At 42.3% G+C, this 14,041-nt stretch carries 12 protein-coding genes; all 12 read right to left on the bottom strand.

Annotation, left to right across the window (positions count from 1 at the left end):
• Window positions 1–5 precede the first annotated feature (5 nt).
• Window positions 6–1,169, bottom strand: a complete 1,164-nt coding sequence (locus K7X70_RS11095) for a glycosyltransferase (RefSeq protein WP_222537125.1) — start codon at window positions 1,167–1,169, stop codon at window positions 6–8.
• 18 nt (window positions 1,170–1,187) lie between these two features.
• On the bottom strand, window positions 1,188–2,468 hold the full coding sequence (locus K7X70_RS11090; protein WP_222537124.1) for an O-antigen ligase family protein: 1,281 nt from the start codon (window positions 2,466–2,468) through the stop codon (window positions 1,188–1,190).
• Window positions 2,469–2,509: 41 nt separating this feature from the next.
• On the bottom strand, window positions 2,510–3,592 hold the full coding sequence (locus tag K7X70_RS11085) for a glycosyltransferase family protein (protein ID WP_222537123.1): 1,083 nt from the start codon (window positions 3,590–3,592) through the stop codon (window positions 2,510–2,512).
• A complete protein-coding gene (locus K7X70_RS11080; protein WP_222537122.1) occupies window positions 3,592–4,194 on the bottom strand; it encodes a sugar transferase in 603 nt (200 codons plus the stop codon). Before K7X70_RS11080 ends, K7X70_RS11085 begins: the two co-directional genes overlap by 1 nt.
• 13 nt (window positions 4,195–4,207) lie before the next feature.
• Window positions 4,208–5,539, bottom strand: coding sequence for a DegT/DnrJ/EryC1/StrS family aminotransferase (locus K7X70_RS11075; RefSeq protein ID WP_255607082.1), 1,332 nt, complete (start codon window positions 5,537–5,539; stop codon window positions 4,208–4,210).
• Entirely contained in the window at window positions 5,448–6,572 is a 1,125-nt protein-coding gene (locus K7X70_RS11070; protein WP_222537121.1) for a glycosyltransferase family 4 protein, read from the bottom strand. The genes K7X70_RS11075 and K7X70_RS11070 overlap by 92 nt, the downstream gene beginning before the upstream one ends.
• Window positions 6,566–7,423, bottom strand: a complete 858-nt coding sequence (locus tag K7X70_RS11065) for a glycosyltransferase family 2 protein (protein WP_222537120.1) — start codon at window positions 7,421–7,423, stop codon at window positions 6,566–6,568. Before K7X70_RS11065 ends, K7X70_RS11070 begins: the two co-directional genes overlap by 7 nt.
• A 34-nt stretch (window positions 7,424–7,457) precedes the next feature.
• Window positions 7,458–8,630, bottom strand: a complete 1,173-nt coding sequence (locus K7X70_RS11060) for a DegT/DnrJ/EryC1/StrS family aminotransferase (RefSeq protein ID WP_222537119.1) — start codon at window positions 8,628–8,630, stop codon at window positions 7,458–7,460.
• Window positions 8,627–10,069, bottom strand: coding sequence for a lipopolysaccharide biosynthesis protein (locus K7X70_RS11055; RefSeq protein WP_222537118.1), 1,443 nt, complete (start codon window positions 10,067–10,069; stop codon window positions 8,627–8,629). Before K7X70_RS11055 ends, K7X70_RS11060 begins: the two co-directional genes overlap by 4 nt.
• A complete protein-coding gene (locus K7X70_RS11050; RefSeq protein ID WP_222537117.1) occupies window positions 10,060–11,046 on the bottom strand; it encodes an acyltransferase family protein in 987 nt (328 codons plus the stop codon). Before K7X70_RS11050 ends, K7X70_RS11055 begins: the two co-directional genes overlap by 10 nt.
• 6 nt (window positions 11,047–11,052) lie before the next feature.
• Window positions 11,053–11,607, bottom strand: a complete 555-nt coding sequence (locus tag K7X70_RS11045; RefSeq protein ID WP_222537116.1) for a UpxY family transcription antiterminator — start codon at window positions 11,605–11,607, stop codon at window positions 11,053–11,055.
• 136 nt (window positions 11,608–11,743) lie between these two features.
• Window positions 11,744–14,035 carry a GumC family protein gene (locus K7X70_RS11040; protein ID WP_222537115.1) on the bottom strand — a complete coding sequence of 764 codons (2,292 nt, stop codon included), beginning with the start codon at window positions 14,033–14,035 and terminating at the stop codon, window positions 11,744–11,746.
• Between the last annotated feature and the right edge of the window lie 6 nt (window positions 14,036–14,041).

Here is a 14,041-nt window from a genome sequence, read left to right as displayed (position 1 = left end):
TGAAATTAAATAGGGTATTGTGGATGGATTCTATTGTGCCGGCGGATCAGCGCCTGGTGGATTTTTTTATGATAGCAGGTACGGTAATTACGGGCTGTAATACGGATGTGGTAATTCAGCCAGAAGCTCTGTTTACATTGGTACCGGATTTGGATTTTATTTGGATGATATAGTGCCTCCTTAATCGCTTCATAATAACTTTCTACGCTTTCATCTTTACTCAGAAAACCGTTCTTTCCATGATGGATCATCTCCCGGAGTCCTGGTGCCGGACTGCAAACTGGAATGCAGCCCTGAGAAAATGCTTCAATCAGAGAGATAGGCATTCCTTCATGTAAGCTCGACAGGCAAAACGCGTCCGCTAAGTCTAAATAATCAGTAATATTGTCTTTCTCTCCAAGAAATATAATCTGCGGATCCGAAGCGGTTAATTCCTGTAAATCCTCATACAGCTGCTCATCTTTGACAGCTCCGATCAGCAGCAGCAGACATTTTTTTGGTTCCTGGATATTGAAGAGCTGTACTGCCTTAATGAGTAATTTCTGGTTCTTTTGTGGGGTAATTCTGGCCACGTTGACCAAAAGGAAGGCATCGGAATCCAGGCGATAAGTATAGAGTAGATGTTTGAATGCCGGACCTGTTTTCGATTGTGGACGGCCATTAGGAATCAAATGGTCTACTGATAAACCGTAATACTTTCTAAACGAACTGCTGCCTTCCCTGGAAACAGTGATGGGCTGCACTTTCCCATTTTTATACCAGTATTTTCGGAAGGTTTTGATCAGCATATTTCGGCATTCATGCTGGGCAATATTGTGTAGGGTGTGAAAAAATAAGGTGTTGCTGCGTTTCATCAGATTAAAAATGAGGTATTCAAAACCATTCAAATGAGAATGGACGATATCTGGCCGAGCAAAAGACAGCCAGGCATTCAGGTCTTTCAGAACTTTAAAGCTGAAACCTTTGCCTTTGTTAAAAGAATGATACCTGACCGTATGCTGGAGGTCTTTTAAAAAACTCTGACTGGGATCGTTGGTACATAAAGACAATAGTGTGATTTCACAATGTGGATCTTTCGCTAGTTCATTACATAAATCAACTACAAAGCGTTCTGCTCCACCTTTGGAAAGAGAACCAATCAGGTGAGTGATTTTTAAGATGGAAATCATTGGTGGTTAGAAGATAATTCAAATGGTGGATGGTAATTTCGGATGGTTCATCGTCCAGGTTTTTTTTAAAGCTGCGCTCTGGAAGTCGGGTTTTTGCTGTGCGGGTTCTAAACTCTGCTGCCTGCTGCGCCGGATAAAGTCTAAATGAAGAATCGCGAAATAAAGAAAAATAGTAGGCCCATTGGCGCTCAGCATCCAGGCATTGTGAGATAATGAGTTGATGGAGACAGCCAGAAATGAGCAGCACAAAGCTACCATCAAAGCATTTTCCCGTTGCCGCACTTTTTTCCAGGCATGGAAAGCAATTCGAATCACCTTCTGGTACAGCAATATCAATAATGGAATGCCTAAAAATGGGCCCAGGTACGTGAGGAACATGAGGTAAGCATTATGTGAGGTAATACCAGAAGAAAATACGCCGTTCCTATAAATTACATCTCCCCATGTTTTTCCATAAAAGATGAGCCCATATGGATAATCTGCCATGATGTTTAAATTTTCTGCACTCAGCGTAGTTCGGTTGTATTCTACTGCATTATGCTCGTTTTTAGCAACAATATTGTGGTAGCTATCGAAATTATCTTTTAATACATAAGTATATAGTAAACCAGCAGCAACAACGCCCAATACAATGATCAATACCGATTTAAATCTAAAGTACAAGCTCAAAAATAATACTGCAGTCACTAAAAAACCGACCAGTATGGAGCGCTGCATCCCCAGGTAAATGAATACCAAAGCCGCAAGTAATACCAGGATCTTTAGAAAGATGGAGGTCCTAAAAGTATAACTGGCTACAAATAGGAAGGAAACCAGTGCGGCCAGCTGATATCCGAAATTAAACTGATAAATGGCAATTCCAGAGGGACTTTGCTGCACCGGTTCGCCCATGAGTAAAGTTCTCAGGTTATTGATTTTCTCCGGATAAATAGGGTTGATGACCATAATCAGTGCCGATAACAACAACCAGCCATAGAATATAAGGATCGCGGTATGGAACCTTTCTTCTTGCCTGCCTACAAAATAATTGAAAAACAAAGCACACATTGTAATGGTCATGATGCTGGACAAAAACGGTTTATACTCCGCAAGACCAACCACGTCGTATAAGAAAATTGCAATTCCAATGATCAGCAACTCCTTTAAATAGAGAAAATGAATCTGCTCCTTTCTAAAGAATAAAAGCAGGGGCAAAGCACTCCATACCGGGATGGGGATGCGAATAGATGCCGTTAAAAACAGCCCGAAACAGATCGAATACAAAAAGATCAGCACAAAAATAAGACTTAGGTTTTTCATGGTAATTTCTTGGAAAGGTTGGATATATGGAGCTTTAGAAGCTATTGCAGGATTTCTAAAAGCTGATGAATAAATGCTTCCCCATCATGTATGGTACTCCGGTAAAGCGATTGCCCGTTTTCTGCAATTTGCTGGTAATTCTGATAGTGTTCCAGGATCAGGCAAAGCTGCTCCTCCATATCTTCCATGTCCCATCGAATGGGTACATAAGTTTCCCCTGGAATATATAGATTTGGATAGGTCTGCAGATGCTCCATAGAAGGTTTTACCAATACTGCGCCGGCTATAAAAGTTTCGAAATCGCGGTAGCAAATCTCTCCCCATCCAAAAGGACTGAGGCTAACCCTTGTCTTTCTCATTTCCTGCCAATACCTGGATTTTGGTATTTTGCCGAGTTCGGACTGTGTCCGGTTTAAACGTTCAAATAGGTGGAAAATCTGCCGCCGCTGGAAGGATAATGCCCCTTCAGGATCTTGATTGGCCGGCGACTGCGGGAGTTTCCCCCGAAAACTAAGGTCGATTGAACGTGCTTTTGTCACCGGACTAAAGGCTAGCGGGTAAAGATAATAACTCAGGTAATTGCTGAGTCTGGCCGTTTTAAAACCAAAATAACGGTAGTCGTTTAGTCCGATGTTCCAGGCTAGTTTTAATTTATGTAATTGGTGCGGTCTGCAAGGTTTAAAAGCATAGATGTCCGTATTTATAGGGTAGTCATTGAGCCAGATCCGCAGGTTGTTTGCCGAAGTATAATAATTCAGGTCTTTCATCAGCTGTTTCTTTAAAAAGACATCCACAAAATCAAGTAACAGAAAGTCGAAAGAACCACTGGAATCTGCCGCATCAAACCAAATCAGCTTTCCGGTACTTCTTTTCATTTCTGAAAGGAAGAACAAGAGCTCATATTCATTTTCAGGGTTTCGTTGATGGATATCCTGCCAGCCGCCATTGAAATACCTGGAATGTATTAAAAGGAAATCACTGTTTCGAAGGTGCTGATCCCGGTGATCAGTATAAAATTCCAGCTGTATGCCATTTTCCAGAAGTTCTGTCCTCCATTTATATAAAGGATGAGTTTCTGAATTAAAACGCTGTGCAGGCCAATCCAGGATTTTCAAAGTTCTCATTAAATCAAGCTTTTTAAGATGGATTTAAGGGTGGACAGCATAATATGCAGGTCTGTCCATAAACTCTGATGGTCGATATATTTCAAGGCCAGCTGGGTTTTCATGGGAATCAGTTCTGTTTTATAAAAATTTTCCGGGTCATCGGCTTTGGCCAAAAGCTCCGCTTCATGCATAAAATAGATAGAGGCCCAGTCTGTCAGCCCCGGTTTAACACTAAATATTCTTTGCTGCTGCTGGTTATATAAGGCCACATATTTGTTCACCTCAGGTCTTGGACCCACAAAACTCATTTCGCCATTTAGGATATTGAACAATTGGGGCAATTCGTCTACTTTATATTTTCTCAGCCAATAACCGGCCCTGGTGATACGTAAATCGCGATTGCCAACAGTGAGCAAGCCCTGCTGATCAGACCCTTCCCGCATGGTTCTGAACTTCAGGAGCTGGAAGGGCTTTTTCCCTCTTCCGATACGAACCTGGCGGTAGTACACTTTGCCGCCAGAATCCAGCCAGATCCATGCCGATAGGAGTAAAAAAACAGGTAACAGCAGCAGGATCATCAGGAAAGAAAGAGCAGCATCAAAAAAGCGTTTCAGAGCCATTGGTTTAGGGTTTTCAATAATTATCTTTCATTTTCAAAGTGTGATTTACGGTTCGGATCACAGCAGCAATGATATAATCCACTTCTTCGGTACGCAGCTGCGGATAAATCGGCAGAGAGATTTCGCAGGCATACTGCCGGTAGCTATTCGGGAAGTCGGCAATTTTATAACCGAGCAGTCTGAATAGGCTGAGCATAGGCATAGGGATGAAATGTACGTTCACAGTGATGCCCAACTCCACCAATTGTTCAATGATCTGATCTCTTTCTGTCTCATTGATCCCCCGAATGCGGAGCGGAAATACATGGTAAGAAGATTCCCTGTCCTGATCCATTAAGGTGGGGGCGATAAACCATTTATGACGGTTAAAATGACTGCAGTATTTGAGGGCAATGTGTTTTCTGGAAGGCTGCAGGAGCTCTTCATATTGACGGATTTGTGCCAGCCCAATCGCCGCACAGATGTCTGGCATGTTGATTTTTAAACCCTGATACAGGATGTCATACTTCCAGTTTGCCCCCTTTGACTTCGCATAGGCATCTTTGTTCTGGCCGTTTAGCGCAAATATTTTTAGGAATTTGTACTCTTCTTCATGGTCGAAATTACGGGGAAGATTTAAACAAATGCAGCCACCTTCTGCAGTGGTGATGTTCTTTACGGCATGAAAAGAATAGATGGTGACATCACTTTTTAATGCTGCAGGGAGGCCATGATAACTGGCGCCAATAGAATGGGCTGCATCGGCCAACAATAAAATTCTGCCCAGTGCCTGTTGTTTTTCAGAAGAAGGGTTGAAATATCCCCTTACCGACTTGCTTTCCAAAATAGTTCTGATGGCTTCATATTTAGCGGGTAAGCCAGCGATATCTACCGAAATGACAACTTTAGTTTTTGCAGTAATTGCTTTTCTGAGCGCAATCGGATCAATGGTCAGGTCGTCTGCAATGTCAACCATTACCGGTGTTGCCCCGCAATGCAACACGCATAGGGCGGTAGCACAATAAGAATAGGCAGGGATAATCACCTCATCACCCGCTTTAATGCCAAACCATTTCAGCATCATAATGGCCCCAGAGGTCCAGGAGTTGATACAAATTGATTTTTTACATTGGCTGAGCTTTGTCATTTCTGCTTCCAGTGCCTGTACTTTTGGACCTGAGGTGATCCACCTGGATTCCAGGGTGTCTACCACTTCGTCAATTACATTCTGGTCAATAAAAGGGGGGGAAAAGGCTATTTTCATCATCGTAGATTTAAGCGTTAAAACCGTTGATTTGCTGGAAAAGCTCCGTCCATTTTTCGGAGGTATTGGTGATGGAATGGCTGTGCCGGATACTTTTGGCATTGACTGATATTTTAGCTTTTAAAAGTGGATCTTTTAGAACCATAGCCATGGCCGAAGCCAGCTGATAAATGTTCTCCGATTTCACCAGTATGCCATTTTTACCGTGATCAATGAGGTCTGAGGGGCCGTACTCACAGTTGGTAGCAATACAGGGACTTCCTAAACTCAATGCTTCGAGCAGTGCATTCGGATATCCCTCATTTCTGGAAGAAAGGACAAACAGGTCTGCCTGACTATAATAATCCTGGATGTTTTCCCGGAAGCCAATCAGTTTAATCCGCTGAGCTAAACCCAGCTGCTCAATCTGAGCTTCTAAGGCTTCGCGCTGTTCCCCTTCACCGGAAATTAACAGGTGCAGGCTTTTTTCTTCCAGCCTTCTAAAGGCAGTGATCAATAGATCAAACCCTTTTTGTGTGCTCAGCCGGCCCACTGCCAATATAAACCGATGCGGGTAAACCGGACTGATCTGCGGATCCGGAAATAGGGTAATGGGGTTGTTGATGATTTCAATGTTTCTGAGCTGCTGGAAGGTCTTGCTCTTTCTAAATCCATCCTGCATGCTTTTTGAAGGTAAAACCACCGCTTTTGCATTTTTATAAAGTAAATAAGTAAGGCGTCGCATCAGCGGATTGAACTTGTTAATGGTTAGTGCAGGAGTGATGCGCTCCGATACGATATAGGGAAAGTTTAAAATAGAGCAGGTAAGAGCAGTCCATAAATTGGCAGAAGTCATAAATGAAACCACACAAAATGGTTTTTCGCGTTGTAACAGGTAGGAAAGTTTAGCAAATACCTGCATGGAATACCAGAAGCGATAGAGTAAGCCTCGCTTTCGTGTTGATTTGATCAAATTAGTAACTACAATACCAGCTGCCAGCGGATAAGCTGGTTCAGCAGGATTGAGGCACACGAGCTGGACCTCATGTCCTTTTTGATGATGATAATTGGCAAGGTTGCAAATGACCCTTTCCGCACCACCACCATGTAAGGTATTGATCACAAAAATGAGCTTTTCAGAAAGTTGATTTACCATAAGGAGCGTATGATTTGAGCGGTTTGATGAAATCGGAAGTAACGCAGGTTAAAAAGGAGGTATTGCTGGAGGTAGATTTTCAATAATGCTTTCTTTTGATCTGCGTTGTATTGGAAATGATTGATCATTAACTGGAAGTCGCTGATCGTCCTTGATTTTCTTAACTTCGGGTCAATCATGCTCCATATGCCCCCGGTATGAAGTCGGTAGCAAGCCATGACCCTTGGGATGACATAAATTTTCTGGCCCGTATTGGTGGCATAGAGCTTGAAAAACGTATCAGATCCATAGGTTTTATGGTACCAGTCTGTTGATCCGATCGCCCTTACTGCTTCGGTGTTCCGGATCATTAAGGAGCAGATTCGGGTTTCATCTCTTCTGCCCAGTAGCACGTCTTCATAAGAGAATTCTAAACTTTGAGGTCTGGGATTCAGGTATACTGTATGGCCTGTTTGATTGATCACCTGGGTATAATGACAGCAAATGACATATTCAGAATGTGCTTCGAGAAAATCAACCTGTTGCTGCAGTTTTTGTGGGTCTGTCCAGAAATCGTCCCCGTCGCACATGGCAATGTATTTCCCTGTTGCCGCCTTCATGGTGAGCACCTGGTTTTTAATGGATCCAACGTTAGCTTCTGCGCGTACAACCTTCAGCAGTTCTGGATATTTCTTTTGATAATAAGCTAAAATCTGACCGGTGTTGTCTGTAGAATGGTCTTCTCCAATGATGATTTCTATCTGGAAATTACAGCGCTGCATCAAAAAGCTTTCTACCGCCTGTGCAATATATTTCTCATGGTTGTAGGTGACACAGCACACACTTACCAATACGTTTTTTTTGACTTCCATATAGAATTAATCAGGTGAAAACAGGTAAAAGAGGTTATCCCGGAAAGGAATGCCCATTGATAGGGTTGTTGTGCTTACTGATGTTAATATTGACTTTTCTCTTTTTAATGACCACCGGTTCCTGATAGTTTTGTACACGCCACAAGATGCGGCAGATCAGGTCCAGCTCTCCGGTACTCAGGGTATGGTACATAGGCAAACAAAGGATTCTTCTGGAAACGTCTTCACATATGGGCAGATTGGCTTTAATGACATAGGGCAGTGATTCTGATAAAGGCGGATAGAAGTAACGTCTGCAGTATATTTTGGAACCTTCCAGTCTTTTCAAACACTGCAGCAGCAGGTCTTCGGTTTCAAAAAGTACGGGGAAATAGGCGAAATTATAATCCATATTGTCATTCAGCCTGGGAAACCTGACTTTAAAGTTTCTTAAGCGCTTGTAATAATGATAGGAAAGCATTCTTCTGCGTTCCAGGATTTCTTCAATATGTTCGAGGTTACATAAACCCATTGCTGCATGAAACTCCGTGTTTTTGCCGTTGATGCCCGGTCGTTTGTCGTAAGTTTCAGGACCATTATGCCCAAAATTTCTCATGCCGGCGAGTATTTTCAGCAGGTTAGGATCCTGAGTGAAAACGGCCCCTCCTTCAACGGTATGGAATAGTTTGGTGGCATGGAAACTGGTGGTACTGATGTCGCCATAGGCATAGATGGATTTGTTTTTATAGGTGGTGCCAAAACAATGGGCCGCATCATAAATTACTTTTAGTTTATGCTTGTCGGCAATGGCCTGAATGGCCTCAATGTCACAAGGATTCCCAAAAGTATGTGTAGCAAGAATAGCCTTCGTTTTTACCGTAATTGCCGCCTCTATTTTAGCCGGATCGATGTTGAAAGTTTCTGGATCAATGTCTACATAAATAGGGACACAGCCTTCCCAGGCAATACTGCTGCTGGTGGCAACATAAGAGAAGGCAGTGGTGATGACCTCTCCGCGAATACCCAGGGCTTTTATGGCCATTTGCAGTGCAATAGTGCCATTGGATACAAATAAAAGGTGTTTGATATTCAGGTATTCCTGAAGTTTTAACTCTAATTCGTTCACCAAAGGCCCATTATTGGTGAGCCATTGACGCTCCCAAATGCTGCTCACATAACGATTGAAATCTTCCATTTTCGGAAGAAAGGGTTTTGTTACCTGTATCATTTTCTGAAGATTAGTTGTTTGAATTCTGTGATGGCGCTCAGCTTAAAAAAAACGCTGGTAAAAAGGTAGGTACTGCTGTAAACCAAGCCGGTCATCAAGATCCTCCAGCCATCATTTGGTTGGAGAAAATGAACCATCAAATTGTCCAGGAAGTAGGTGGCAGCGCCGGTGATTCCGGCAATGGCCAAAATCGGTAAGAGATCTGCAACCTGTTCCTTAGCCGGATAATTGATCAGCTTCCCGCTATAAAGGGAATTGAGGTAGTACCCTAAAAAATTGAAATACAATTGAAAATATAGTAAACCATAAATCCCGAAGGAGATCACGGCAATAATCCCCAGCAGACTAACGGCCTTTTTGATCATTTCCAGCCGGAGTAAAAGATCGCTTCTACCTTTAACTTTTAAGATGTTCAGGTTATAGGCATGCAGGGGATAAATGATGCCTGCCAAGCAAAGGAGCTGAAAATAAGGTACTGCGGTCAACCATTTATCACCCAGTAAAAAACGAAATAATGGCGATGCAATAATGCTTAGAAAAATTAGTAATGGCGCATTCCAGAAAATCACCTGCTGCATGATTTTCCGGTAAATCATTTTTAATTTTACGGTGTCTTCTGCAATTTCTGAAAACATCGGATAAGTGACTCTATTGATGGCATAAGAAAGGTTTACAATCGGTAGCTGGCTCATGGCTTCTGCCCTGGCATAAAGGCCCAGCGTATTCAGACTGTAAAATTTCCCGATCAGCATGGTATATATATTTTGATGGAGGCTATCCAGAATGCTGGAAAGGGCGATCTTATAACCAAAATTAAAATGGAACTTCAGTCGCTGATGATCCATTGAAAAAGAAGGCCGCCATGAAGAGAAGGTCCAATACAGCAACACCGTTAAAAAGGCATTGCAGATGTTCATCCAGACCAGGCTCCAAACGCCATAACCCATTTTTGCCATCACTATTCCGGTTATTCCACCAAGAATGACCGCAGGAATCTGGATTTGTGTTTGCCGCCGGAAGTTCATTTCCTTGGTGAGGATGGTATGCTGAACAGCAAAAAAAGCGTTTAAAATAATCACGGTTCCATAAACACGCAGGATCGCTGTTAATGCTTCCTGTTTGTAGAATTGTGCCACAAGCGGAGCAGTAAAAAAAAGCAGGAGGTAAATCAGGCTGCTGCCCATCAGGTTGAAATAAAATACGGTAGCGTAGTCCTTTTGATCCGCTTGCGATGTCCTGATGAGAGAGGAAGTCAATCCCGCATCCATCAATACATGGCCTACAGATACAAATATGGCCAGCATCGCAATCAAGCCAAACTCTGCAGGGGCAAGGATCCTGGCCAGTAAAACCGTAATTGAAAAGTTCAGTATTTTGATGCTGAACTGCTGGGCAAGAGACCAGCAGACGGCGATGATGGTTCTTTTTCTCAGTTCCATTGAAACAGCCGTTTTCCTGACCTGTATAGATAGGTCGTGACGGGCTTTTCAAAACAGATGGTGATCAGATAAGCCAGTAGTATCATTAGCAACATCGGACCAAAGAGCAGCAAAAAGTAATTGGTCAGGCCACGGTGAATAAGGAGGAGCTGTATGCTATGGCCTATGTATTGATGGGTCAGAAACAAAGCATAAGAAATCTCTCCCAAAAATACCAGAGGAGGGAATTTTAATACACCTGTTTCTCCATAAATGAAAAAGTAAAAAATGATCAACCATACTGCCATTACGATAAAATCCATACGGTTGGGGGAAAATAAAGTAAGGAATAAACAGCTAAAAATGAGCACATGCCAGAACCATCCGCGGTCGGAGCGCCAGATCCTGTAAAATGAAATACCCAGCAGGAATAAACTCCCGTAATACCACTCGGTAATAAATTTAAAATCGTAGCAAATGAAGGCATAACAGAGTAGGTAAATAACCGCTACATATTTCATTTTACGGTGTAAACGAAGCAAGAGCAGCAGCAAAATGAAGATGTAAAAACACCATTGCACCAGTAAAGACCAGTAAACATCATCAATAGCCCTGGTACAAAATAAAGAAGGGAACATGCTGATGTTGACGTAAAATTCTTTCGCCGTTCTCTGGTAAATATCCGGGCCGAAATACAGCATAGAAACATAGGTAAGACCTAAGCAAAGCCAGAAAGTGGGGTATAGCCGAACGATGCGTCTATAGAGGAATTCTGCTGGAGAATGGACTCTTTCTATCATTTTATATATGACAAAACCGCTGATGATAAAAAACAGCTCGACACCATAACGTCCGCAGGAAAATTCCCAGACGCTGGTGCTGAGTGTAGTGTTAAACTTTTCTCCAAATTTCGTGGTATAATGGTACAGCAGCAGGGACAATATGGCAATTCCCCTAAGCCCATCTAAGGCCGGAATTCTGACTGCTGGATGTTTCATCTGAACCTAGTTATAGGAGATCGGGCTGGTATGGAAATTATTTAACATCACATTGCTGAGTGGAAAATTGCTGACCAGCGCGCAGTTTAAATGATCAAAAACAAGGATTACGTTTTTGCCCTGAACCCTGATCACGGTGCCTTCCTGATCAAAAAACAACCCTTTTTTTACTCTGATCCGATCACCGGTATTGATGTCCTGAAGGTTTACTACTTCTACATCCGGACAGTTACGGGTATATTCTTTGATTTTTTCAATCACCTGATCTTTGACTACCGCAGGCTTAGCCATGTAATAAACAAAGTTCATGACGCCCAGTGTTTGTTTTACTTTATAGGCTTCCCGTTCATTAATACGCACAAAAACGTAGGAGTTGAAGAGGGGGAGGCTGACTTGCTTTTTACGGTCTGCCCATTGATTGGTTACTGTTTTTACCGGACAATAAGATTCTATGCCCTGCATTTGTAATAGACGGTCTACTTTTTTCTCCCATCTCGGACGGGTGTAAACCACCAGCCATTGTTTGCGCCATAACGCTTGGTGTGTGTCATGTAAATCCATAATGAAACATTAAAAAAAAGAGGTGATTAGAATTGTATTTGGGTACAGCTTCGCTACCTCAGTTACATGAGTAGCGGTGTTTATTGCATTAAAGGCATTTTTATATTGGTTTGCTTGGTAATCGGTGCTGAAAAAACTAACGCTTTAACCTCAATGGATAACTATTGTAACCATATCCATAGCTTTGTTTATTGTCATTTTTGGCATCGTTAAATACCACCATTGGATTAATGAGTCTGCCATGATCGTAGATGTCACGCAGGATGTTCAGGTGGAATTTATCGGTATAATTGTACCTCACCAGATAAATGCTGGCATCCGCATAAGGAGCCAGACTGAAGGCGTCTGCTACTTGTCCAACGGGTGAAGTATCCATGATCACATAGTCAAATCTGGTCCTTAATTTTTTAATGAGCAAGGCAATTGCCGGATTCAGCATTAAATCTGCTGGGTTATCATGTGGGGCTCCACAACCAATTACATAAAGGTTTGGAGAAATTCCTGAGGGCTTAATCAGCGCTTCCAGATCAGTTTTTTCTTCATTGAGGTATTCGGTAATGCCTGGTCCCGGACTGATTTTCATCCTTTCCAAAAGGTCGGGTTTACGCAAATCAAATTCCAGCAGGACTACCTTTTTCTGAACTGCGGCAAGGGTCATTCCCAGATTCAGACTGAAAAATGTCTTGCCTTCCGCTTGCATACAAGAGGTCACGAGCAACACCTGGTTGGGTAATCCGTAGCTCAGAAAATGGAGGTTACTCCTGATGTACCTGAACAGTTCAGAAATGGTAGTCCTGCTGTTGTTCTCTAATATTTTTTTTTCGTTTTCATTGACATGGTTTAAAATCCCCAGGATTCTAACGCCAGTGAGCGCGGTGATCTCCTGAACATCTATTACTTTATTGTTCAGTACAGATTTTCCATACAATACTGCTGCGGGAATAAAACTGCCGAAAAAGAAAGCCAGAAGATAACTGAGCTGCTTTTTTGGTGAAACAGGCACAGAATGATAGGCAGGCTGATCAATTACCTGTGAAGTTGGCACTGTGCCAGATAAAGAAAGGGTAGTTTCTTCTCTTTTCTGGAGCAAATAATGATACAAACTTGTCTTTACGCCTTGTTCCCTGCTTCTTTCCAGTAAACCTCTTTCTACAACTGGAGCGGCCATGATTCTGCGGTTGAACCTTGAAGACATCGCGGCCAGGTTGCTGCGTTCAATCAGCATACCTTCTTTAATGTTTTGCAAATTCTCTTCTATATTGGCCTTTAAAGTCTGTAATTGGTCTGTTAAGTTAAGTACCAGGGGATTGTTTGGGTTTGAAGTGCGTAACATCCGGTTCCTTTCCTGCTGTGTTGCATTAAATTTGCTGCTCAATTCATTTAAAGTCTGGTTGTTGATCGTTAACGAACTGGGTACCATTTTGAACTGGTTGTCTGGTTTGGAAAGATAGTTCTGCAATGCTTCAATCACGCGGAGCTGCACTTCTGAACTCGCAGTCTGCTGCTCATATTCACCTGATTTGAGCACATTGATCTGGGCATCCTCACTGAGGTCGGTCACCATATTCGCTCTTTTATAATTTTCTACATCTCCCTCTACAACTGATAAATCTTTGCTGAGATAAGCCAGTCGCTTGTCAATAAAGTTAATGGTGTTGACTGCAATGGTGTTTTTCCTCGCCACATTTTCTTCATTATAGGTTTTGATCAGGCTGGTTAAAATGTCAATCCCACGCTGTGGAACTGCATCCTGTAAACTAAGTACAACGGTATTGGCATCTTTGATGACCGGTAAAACGCTTAATTTTTTCAAGCTATAGGCCTCGGCCATGGTATACAGGTTATTAAATTTTAACCGGATCGGATTGGAGGTTTCCCATGCAGCAGGTCCTTGCTGAACAGTAATATGGAAACCTGTTCTTCTGATCTCTTGTCCATATTTAAATTCCCATTGCTGATCACCTTCTACCAGGTAAAAAGCATCCTCATTTAAGGGGGCTATGGCGATCTTTTTCTGATAAGCAAGCGGACTGATGGCGATGACCCTAACCTTAATCGGCAGCTGACCGGCATACAGTTCTTTTTCATTCCATCGATCTTTCTGAAAATACGAAGTTTCTAAGGAAAGGCTTTTTAATACTTTGTAAATTAAGTCCCTGGAACGAAGTACCTCTATTTCATTGTCTACTTTTTTATCTGTACGAAACATGTTCAGGTCGTTAAAAGCAGTACCTTTCAGCTCTCCATCTCCTTTTTTATCATCCTGAACCAATAAAGTGCTGCTCACCTTATAACTTGGTGTGGCCGTATTCAAATAAATGAACGCAGCTGCCAGACAAACCAGTATACTGATCAGAAAGACATACCAATATTTCAGGTATTTCATCATCAAAACTTTAAAGTCCTCTGGAGATTTAGGGTTCATCATCTTGAA

Origin of the sequence: Pedobacter polysacchareus, assembly GCF_019802255.1 — a bacterium.
GTDB lineage: Bacteria > Bacteroidota > Bacteroidia > Sphingobacteriales > Sphingobacteriaceae > Pedobacter > Pedobacter polysacchareus.
This window is presented reverse-complemented; position numbering and strand designations above follow the sequence as displayed.

Coding starts and splice junctions, on each gene's coding strand:
- K7X70_RS11095 (WP_222537125.1), bottom strand. CDS start 1,169: ATGATTTCCATCTTAAAAATCACTCACCTGATTGGTTCTCTTTCCAAA.
- K7X70_RS11085 (WP_222537123.1), bottom strand. CDS start 3,592: ATGAGAACTTTGAAAATCCTGGATTGGCCTGCACAGCGTTTTAATTCA.
- K7X70_RS11070 (WP_222537121.1), bottom strand. CDS start 6,572: ATGGTAAATCAACTTTCTGAAAAGCTCATTTTTGTGATCAATACCTTA.
- K7X70_RS11060 (WP_222537119.1), bottom strand. CDS start 8,630: ATGATACAGGTAACAAAACCCTTTCTTCCGAAAATGGAAGATTTCAAT.
- K7X70_RS11075 (WP_255607082.1), bottom strand. CDS start 5,539: ATGCCAAAAGTATCCGGCACAGCCATTCCATCACCAATACCTCCGAAA.
- K7X70_RS11045 (WP_222537116.1), bottom strand. CDS start 11,607: ATGGATTTACATGACACACACCAAGCGTTATGGCGCAAACAATGGCTG.
- K7X70_RS11080 (WP_222537122.1), bottom strand. CDS start 4,194: ATGGCTCTGAAACGCTTTTTTGATGCTGCTCTTTCTTTCCTGATGATC.
- K7X70_RS11065 (WP_222537120.1), bottom strand. CDS start 7,423: ATGGAAGTCAAAAAAAACGTATTGGTAAGTGTGTGCTGTGTCACCTAC.
- K7X70_RS11055 (WP_222537118.1), bottom strand. CDS start 10,069: ATGGAACTGAGAAAAAGAACCATCATCGCCGTCTGCTGGTCTCTTGCC.
- K7X70_RS11040 (WP_222537115.1), bottom strand. CDS start 14,035: ATGATGAACCCTAAATCTCCAGAGGACTTTAAAGTTTTGATGATGAAA.
- K7X70_RS11050 (WP_222537117.1), bottom strand. CDS start 11,046: ATGAAACATCCAGCAGTCAGAATTCCGGCCTTAGATGGGCTTAGGGGA.
- K7X70_RS11090 (WP_222537124.1), bottom strand. CDS start 2,468: ATGAAAAACCTAAGTCTTATTTTTGTGCTGATCTTTTTGTATTCGATC.